Source organism: Streptomyces globisporus (assembly GCF_003501885.1).
GTDB classification, from domain to species: Bacteria; Actinomycetota; Actinomycetes; order Streptomycetales; family Streptomycetaceae; genus Streptomyces; species Streptomyces globisporus_D.
The window spans coordinates 1-7615 of sequence record NZ_QWFA01000248.1 but is presented as its reverse complement, the minus strand read 5'-3'; the positions used below and the strand labels follow the sequence as shown (position 1 = coordinate 7615).

The window sequence follows — 7615 nt, the reverse complement described above, 5'->3', positions numbered from 1 at the left end:
TCCCGCCCTCCCCCCGGCACGCGGACCCCTGAGCGAGGGCGTCCTCGCCGCGCTGGCGGGCAGCGGCACCCGTCTGCCCGCCGCCGACGCGGTCCGCCGCTCCGACCCGTACGGGGACGATCTCCAGCTCCTCCTGTACGTCCTGTACGAGCTCCACTACCGGGGGTTCGCCGGGGTGGACGAGCGCCTGGAATGGAACCCCGCCCTGCTCGGTGTGCGCGCGGCGGCCGAGGACGTCTTCCTGGACGCGCTGCGCCGCGACGCCGGCTCGGGCGGGCGGGACGTGGCCCGGGCGGTGGACGAGCTCCAGCTGGAACCCGTCGGGGACGACGGCCGCAGCGTCAGCCACCACCTCCGGCGGGAGGGCGAGCTGTGGCAGCTGCGCGAGTACGCCGCCGTGCGCTCGCTCTACCACCTCAAGGAGGCCGATCCGCATCTGTGGGTGGTGCCCAGGCTCCGGGGCCGGGCGAAGGCGGGCATGGTCGCCGTCGAGTTCGACGAATTCGGGGCGGGACGGGCGGAGAACGTCCACGCCCAGCTCTTCGCCGACCTGATGACCGACCTCGGCCTCGACGCCCGGTACGGCCGCTATCTCGACGCCGCGCCCGTCCAGGCCCTGGCCGTCGTCAACATGATGTCCCTCTTCGGGCTGCACCGACGGCTGCGCGGCGCCCTGGTCGGGCACTTCGCGACCGTGGAGATCACCTCGTCCCCCGGGTCGAGGCGGCTGGCCGAAGCCCTGCGCCGAGCGGGCGCGGGCCCCGCCGCGCAGCGGTTCTACGACGAGCACGTGGAGGCCGACGCGGTCCACGAACAAGTGGTGCGCCACGAGGTGATCGGCGGCCTGCTGGAGGACGAACCCGCTCTGGCGGCCGACGTCGTGCTGGGCATCGAGGCGACCGGCCACCTGGAGGACCTCCTCGGCGACCACCTGCTGGCGGCGTGGCGCGAGGGCCGATCGGCACTGCGCACACCGCTGACGCTCTGAGAGCAGGGAGCCGGGAGAAGGCCGGGTCGGGGCTCAGAACGAGACGTCGTCCGCGTCGAGGACCGCGGCCCCCATGTTGCGCTCCATCATGCGCAGCGCGGCCTCGGCGAGATCGCCGTGAATGTGCGCCACGGCGTCCCTCGGCACCGTCACCCGCAGATGCCGGATATGCGCGTCGAGCGCTGAATACAGCACACACTGCTCCGTCACCTGACCGCAGAGCACCACATGGTCCGCCGCCAATTCGGAGAGCAGATAGCTGAGCGGCGTCTCGTAGAAAATGGAGTGCCGCGCCTTGACGACGAAAAGGGAATCGTCGTCCGGCAGCAAGGGCTCGACCAGTTCCGCGTTCTTTCCCGCGAGAGTCGTCTCGATGATCTCGCCGTGATGGGAGCGCCACTGGCCGAAATTGTCGTTCGCGTAGATGACGGGCACGCCCTCCGCGCGAGCACGGTCGATCAGACGCGTGAGGTGCGGAAGCGCCCTGCGGACGGAGGGGACGAGCAGCTCGGCGTCGGGGTGATCGTACGTATTGATCATGTCGATGACGATGAGAGCGCTGTTTCCCATGGCTCCATCCTCTCAAAATCTTCCCCAAAGGCCGGGCCGGTGCTCCGTCGACGGGCCGCCGTCCGTTTGGTTCCGGACGGGCCGGGAACCCGGCGTTCGGCCCTCGCGGGAAAGCCGCGAAGGCGACCGGAGCGTACCGAAAGGAGTCCGACCGTGCGCGCATTGACCTATCAAGGTAAGCGGGACGTCCGGGTGGAGACCGTCCCGGACCCGCGGATCCAGGACCCGACGGACATCATCGTCAGGATCACGTCCACCGGCATCTGCGGCTCCGATCTCCACCTGTGCGAGGTGCTCGGGCCCTACCTCGACCCCGGCGACATCCTCGGGCACGAGCCCATGGGCGTGGTGGAGGAGGTCGGACCCGAGGTCACCGCCGTCGCCCCGGGAGACCGGGTCGTGATCCCCTTCAACGTGTCCTGCGGTCACTGCCACATGTGCGGGCAGGGGCTGCACTCCCAGTGCGAGACGACCCAGGTGCGCGACCGCGGCATGGGAGCATCCCTGTTCGGGTTCACCAAGCTCTACGGGCAGGTGCCCGGAGGCCAGGCGGAGTATCTGCGGGTCCCGTTCGGCAACGCCCTGCCCATCAAGGTCCCGCACGGCCCGCCGGACGACCGGTTCGTCTTCCTCTCCGACGTCCTGCCCACCGCCTGGCAGGCCGTGGAGTACGCGGACATCCCGCCCGGCGGCAGCGTCACCGTGCTCGGCCTCGGCCCGATCGGTGCCATGGCCGCCCGGATCGCCCTCCACCGGGGCGCCGGCCTCGTCATCGGGGTCGATCTGGTCCCCGAGCGTCTCGACCGGGTCAGCGGGTACGGTGCCACCTGCCTCGACCTGCGCCGTTACGGCAAGAACCTCGGGGACGCCGTCCGCGACCTCACGGACGGGCGCGGCACGGACGCGGTGATCGACGCCGTGGGTATGGAGGCCCATGGCTCGCCCGTGGCCAAGGTGGCGCACACGGCGGTCGGGCTGCTGCCCGACGCGCTCGCCCAGCGCCTGATGGAGACGGCGGGCGTCGACCGCCTCGCCGCGCTGCACACGGCGATCGACCTGGTGCGCAGGGGTGGCACGATCTCCGTCTCCGGCGTGTACGGCGGCTCCGCCGACCCGATGCCGATGCTCACCCTGTTCGACAAGCAGATCCAGCTCCGCATGGGCCAGGCCAACGTCAAACGCTGGGTCGACGACCTTCTGCCCCTGCTCATCGACGGCGACCTGCTCGGCGTGGACTCGTTCGCCACCCACCACCTGCCGCTCGAAGAGGGGCCTCAGGCGTATGACACGTTCCGGAAGAAGGGCGACGGCATGATCAAGACCCTGCTCATCCCCTGATCTGACCTGACCTGACCGGGTGGACCTGTACCTGACCTGACCGGGTGGCCCGACCTGCCCCGCCTGCGGCCGCCCGTTTTCAGGGGGCTCCCTGGAGCACGCCCTCGCGCACCCGCTCGCAGGACTGGCTGAGCAGGCGCGACACGTGCATCTGCGAGATGCCGAGGCGTTCGGCGATCCGCACCTGGGTCATGTCCTGGAAGTACCGGAGGTACAGAATGGTCCGCTCCCGCTCCGGAAGCTCCCGCAGCCCCGGCTTGACGGCCTCACGGTCGACCGCGGTGTCCAGAGCCGTGTCGCAGGACCCCAGCCGGTCGACCAAGGGAGAACCGCCCTCCACGCCTGCGGGTTCGGCGTCCAGGGAGAGGGCGCTGTAGCTCTCCAGGGCCTCCAGGCCCAGCAGCACGTCCTCCTCGCCGAGCCCGGTGGCCGAGGCGATCTCGGCGCAGGTCGGGGACCCGCCCCCGCTGCTCTGCGCCAGTTCGCGGCGGGCCACCCGCACCCGGTTGCGGAGGTCCTGGACGCGGCGCGGCACATGGACGTCCCAGGTGTGGTCGCGGAAGTGGCGCTTCAGTTCCCCGGTGACGGTGGGTACGGCATAGGTCTCGAAGGCCTTGCCCCGCTCCGGGTCGTAGCGGTCGACCGCCTTGACGAGCCCCATCGCGGCCACCTGTCGCAGATCGTCCATGGCCTCGCCGCGGTGACGGAACCGGGTGGCGATCCGGTGGGCCATCGGGAGCCACGCGCAGATCGTCTCCTCGCGCAGGGCGTCACGCTCCGGCCCGGGAGGAAGCGCCCGCAACCGCCGGAACGCCCGGTCGGGCGATGGGATGTCGGTAGGGCGGTCGTTCTCGGGGGCGGCTGCTGCCTGCATGGCGGTCACTCCTCGTCGACGATGCGTTCAGGCCGCCGCGGGAAGGTCGCCGGGCCGGACAGATACGGGCCCGGAAATCCCACGGGCGCGCCTCTTGTCCGAAGCACAAAACACCCCATACCCGGTGTAAACGGTGCTAAACGTGGGTGCCCAGAGGCTCCGGTCCGGGCGAGTCGGTTCCGGGCGAGTCAGGCGGGGCCCGGTCCGAACGGGCTGTCGTCGAGGTGGTCGAGCAGGTCGGCGACATCCCGGTAGACCACGTCCGCTCCCGCCCGCTCCAGGTCGGCGCGCGGGATACCGCCCGACAGAAGGGCCACCGCGCCCACCCCGGCGCGGACCGCCGCCTCCATGTCCCACACCGTGTCGCCCACGAACACCGCCTGCTCCGGAGTGACGCCGGCCAGGCGGCAGGCCAGCTCCACGGGCTCCGCGGACGGCTTGCCCCGGTCCACGTCGTCCGAACTCGCCGTGTCCCGGATCGCCTCGTCCGCGTCCACCGCGCGCCGCAGCGCCGCGAGCTCCGCCCCGCTCGCCGAGGTGGCGAGGACGACCCGCCAGTCACGTCCGGCCAGAGTGCGCAGCAGATCGCCCGCGCCCCGGAAGGCGGGGAGCCGGTCGAAGTACGTGCCGTAGAGGACCGTGTGCGCGGAGCTGATGGCCTCGTCCTGCCCGGGATCCCGGTCGGCCCCGAGCAGCCGCTCGATCAGGTCACCCGAGCCGAGCCCGACCGCCCGGTGGATGTCCGGCATCGGCACCGTGTGCCCGGCCTGCCGGAACGCCTCCCACCACGCCACCACGTGCAGGTGGTTGGTGTCCGTGAGCGTGCCGTCCACATCGAAGATCGCCGCGCCTGCCATGCTCAGCCGTTCCTCTCGCCGCTCGCCCGTCCTCCCCTGCCGCCAGGCTCCCTCGCCGTCAGGTGTCGCGGTCCCGGGGGATGTCCGCCTCGTCCCTGACATGGACGGCCGCCTCCTCGGCCGACGCGGCACCGCCGTCGATGCCCACGTCCTCGGCGAACACGTCGTTCTCCCGCCCGGTCGCGTCGTCCGCCCCACTGAGCCGGCCCGCCCGGGGCTCGACGGTCGCCCCTTCCTGGGGCTCCCCCTCGCCCTCGGCGAGGTCGCCGATGCCGTCCCCGGCGGGCGGCTCCACATCGTCGACCTCCTGGGCGAGCCGCTGGTCCAGCGATTCGCCCAGGCGCTCCTCCGCCCCCGTCGTGCCGAACTTGGTCACACCCAGGGGGCGTTCGGGAGGGCTGTAGCCCTCCTCCATCTGGTCGTCCAGGCCCCGTTCGTCGAGCGTGTTCTCCAGGTCGAGCTCATCGTTCGGGGCAATCGAGCCGTCGTCGTCCTGCGGCTGGTACACGTCGTCGCCGCGTGCGTCTGCGGGCATCTTCTGCTCCTCCGTCGTGCGGGCTGCTGTCGGACCCGGGCGGTGCCGGCGGTCAGCGGCCGAGGGCCTTGCGGAGCTGTTCCTTGTTCATGGCGGAACGCCCGTCGATGTTCTTCTTCTTCGCCTCGGCGTAGAGCTGGTCCTTCGTGGGACCCTGCGCACCCTTGTGGGAGCGCTCGCCGCCCCGCTCGTAGGCGGACTTCTTGTCCTGCGTCGACGTCCTGCTCGCCGTCTTCGACTCGCCGGACCGGGCGCGCTGCTTGTTGACGGTCCGGGCCGCGATCTCCTTCGCGCGGCCGTTGGAGGCGCCCTGTTCCTCCTGGCTCTCCTTGATGTGCTCGTACTGCCGTTCACGTTTCTTGTTCGATCCGGCCGGCATGACGTGCTCCTCACTCCGTATCGGGGGACGACCCCCCGCGTTTCCCGTACGGATCCCACTAAACAACGCGCACCGCAACGACGCCCCTGGAGACGTGACGAGGAGTGACACTCTGAAGTCGGCGGACGGCGCCGATGGCTGCTTTCCCAACCGGTCGGCGCCTGAGCTCCGCGTACGCCGGATACCTGCTGCAGGAGTACCCCCGCACCGGATGCCAAACATGCCCCGGCCGGTGTTCGGCCGTCCGTGTCCGCCCTCAGGTCACGGACGGGGGCGCAGGCCGGGGCCGCCGGTGGGAGGGGCGCCGGAGACGCTGCCGACCAGCTGCGCACAGAGGTCGCGGAGCTTCACGTTGCGATGCTGCGACGCGGTGCGCAGGGTGTGGAGCGCCTCCTCCGCGCTGCAACGGCGCTGGTTCATGACGATGCCGGCCGCCTGGTCGATCACGGAACGTGACTGGAGGGCGGCTTCCAGATCGGCCGTGAAGGTCCGCGTGTCCGAGAGCCGCTGGGCGAGCGCGACGGCCCCCGTCGCCTGGGCGGCGAGAGCGCGCAGCCCGCCCAGGTCGACGTCCGCGAAGCCGTTCTCCTTGGGCGAGTACAGATTCAGGGCGCCCGCCGTGTGGGAGTGTGCCGCGATAGGCAGGGACAGCGACGACCGGGTCCCGGAGGCGACCGCGAAGGCGGGGTAGCCGTTCCAGCGGCCCTCCTCGCGCATGTCGCCCACGTGGACCTCGTGCCCGTCGCGCAGCGCCTCCAGGCAGGGGCCGTCGTCCTGCCCGTACTGGGCCTCGTCCAGCGGCGGTGCGCTGATGCCCGCGCTGGCCACGGTCAGCGGGCGGTTCTCCCGCTCCAGCGTGACCCCGCACCCGTCGGCCGTGGGGGACATGAGCAGGGCGCTCCGGGCCAGCGCATGGAGAAAGTCGTCCAGCGTGTCCGTGTCCAGCAGGAGAGAGACGAGGTCGGGCGGCCCCGGTGTGAGCACTCCATCGTCGGTCATGATCGCTCCCTTCCGGGCTTGGACCCTGGGACCAGCATGGCACTGTACGGACCGTGCCGCGCCGCTCTCTCCGGGTGGTGGCAACGCCCCGCGCCTGTCACCGCCGGACGGGTGTCGAGTGCCGACGAGTGGGCATACGCGCGGTACGCAGGTCAGGAAGCGGCCGCGCACTCAGTCCTGCTTCCCTGGAGTGCCCATGTTCCTGCTCAGCTATCATCTCGACGCCGCGCACCTGGTCGTGGAACTCGGTGACGTGGTCGACCTCGACAACGAGGCGGCGATCGAGCGCGAGATCGTCCGTCTGCTGCCGTGCTGCGGACCCCGGGCGATCATCGTGGACATCCGCACCCCCCTGCTCACCCCCCGGGCCCTGGGAATCCTCCTGCGGGTACGGGGCCAGGCCGAGGAGCGCGGCATCTCGATGGCCGTGGTGGCCGGGTCCGACAAGGCCCGCGAGGTCCTGAGCGCCGCCGGGCTCCACCGCGTCCTGCGGGTCGCCGCCACCCTCGCGGGCGCGGAGCTGCGCAGCCGGGGATGCCGGCCGGATCCGGAGGCGTCCCGGAACACGAAGCCCGGCGGCCGCCGGAGCGCGCCGTCGTCCACCGGGGCCTCGCCGCGGCCGCTCGGCCCGTACGCCGACACGTCCCGGCCCCGCATCCCGGGAGAGCGCTGACGGCCGGAGCCGGTGGCCGGAACTGACGGGGGATCGGCTCCCCGGCGCACACTCCGCGGAGCCGATACCCGTCGTGCTGCGGCGATTTCGGGCCGGAGGGGACCAGCTCGGCGACTCCGGGCCGACCGTGCCGGACGGGAGAGGGCATAATGAAGCGCTGGAGGTCAGGAAACGGCCCGTAAGAATTCTTCCTGCCTGCGTGGAGTTTCCCGTGAACCCCTCTCCTCGTCGCCGCGCCGCCCTCGTGGCCTCGGTACCGCCTCCGCCTGCCGACGCTTCCGGCTCCGCGCGCCTGCTACGGGCGCCCCGTAGCAGGCCCCCCGCGACGAGAACCCACCACCCCGCAGGCGGCCCGACGATGGCCCTCCTGCCCGCGCCCGCCCCTCTGCGGCCGCCTGCGGG

9 protein-coding genes are annotated in these 7615 nt (G+C 71.7%); 3 read left to right on the top strand and 6 right to left on the bottom strand.

Annotated features, from left to right (window positions below; all coding sequences use genetic code 11):
• A partial coding sequence (locus D3105_RS30705) for an iron-containing redox enzyme family protein (protein ID WP_240647083.1) occupies positions 1–988 on the top strand: 988 nt, incomplete at its 5' end.
• Between the two features lie 33 nt (positions 989–1021).
• On the opposite strand, the gene D3105_RS30700 is transcribed toward D3105_RS30705, so the two are convergent.
• Entirely contained in the window at positions 1022–1558 is a 537-nt protein-coding gene (locus tag D3105_RS30700; protein ID WP_118906177.1) for a cysteine hydrolase family protein, read from the bottom strand.
• A gap of 153 nt (positions 1559–1711) precedes the next feature.
• Here D3105_RS30700 and D3105_RS30695 point away from each other — a divergent pair, with 153 nt between their 5' ends.
• Positions 1712–2896 carry a zinc-dependent alcohol dehydrogenase gene (locus D3105_RS30695; protein ID WP_118906176.1) on the top strand — a complete coding sequence of 395 codons (1185 nt, stop codon included), beginning with the start codon at positions 1712–1714 and terminating at the stop codon, positions 2894–2896.
• Between the two features lie 79 nt (positions 2897–2975).
• Here D3105_RS30695 and D3105_RS30690 read toward each other — a convergent pair whose 3' ends face one another.
• The 5 genes from D3105_RS30690 to D3105_RS30670 all read right to left on the bottom strand — a co-directional run bounded on the left by D3105_RS30690 (position 2976) and on the right by D3105_RS30670 (position 6540).
• Complete coding sequence (locus tag D3105_RS30690; RefSeq protein WP_118906175.1) at positions 2976–3770, bottom strand: SigB/SigF/SigG family RNA polymerase sigma factor; 795 nt, start codon at positions 3768–3770, stop codon at positions 2976–2978.
• A gap of 188 nt (positions 3771–3958) precedes the next feature.
• Entirely contained in the window at positions 3959–4627 is a 669-nt protein-coding gene (locus D3105_RS30685; RefSeq protein WP_118906174.1) for an HAD family hydrolase, read from the bottom strand.
• Between the two features lie 58 nt (positions 4628–4685).
• Complete coding sequence (locus tag D3105_RS30680; protein WP_118906173.1) at positions 4686–5162, bottom strand: DUF5709 domain-containing protein; 477 nt, start codon at positions 5160–5162, stop codon at positions 4686–4688.
• 52 nt (positions 5163–5214) lie between these two features.
• Positions 5215–5541, bottom strand: coding sequence for a plasmid stabilization protein (locus tag D3105_RS30675; protein WP_118906172.1), 327 nt, complete (start codon positions 5539–5541; stop codon positions 5215–5217).
• Between the two features lie 261 nt (positions 5542–5802).
• A complete protein-coding gene (locus D3105_RS30670; RefSeq protein ID WP_118906171.1) occupies positions 5803–6540 on the bottom strand; it encodes a GAF and ANTAR domain-containing protein in 738 nt (245 codons plus the stop codon).
• Between the two features lie 196 nt (positions 6541–6736).
• On the opposite strand from D3105_RS30670, the gene D3105_RS30665 reads away from it, so the two are divergent.
• A complete protein-coding gene (locus tag D3105_RS30665; protein WP_118906170.1) occupies positions 6737–7213 on the top strand; it encodes an STAS domain-containing protein in 477 nt (158 codons plus the stop codon).
• Positions 7214–7615 lie beyond the last annotated feature (402 nt).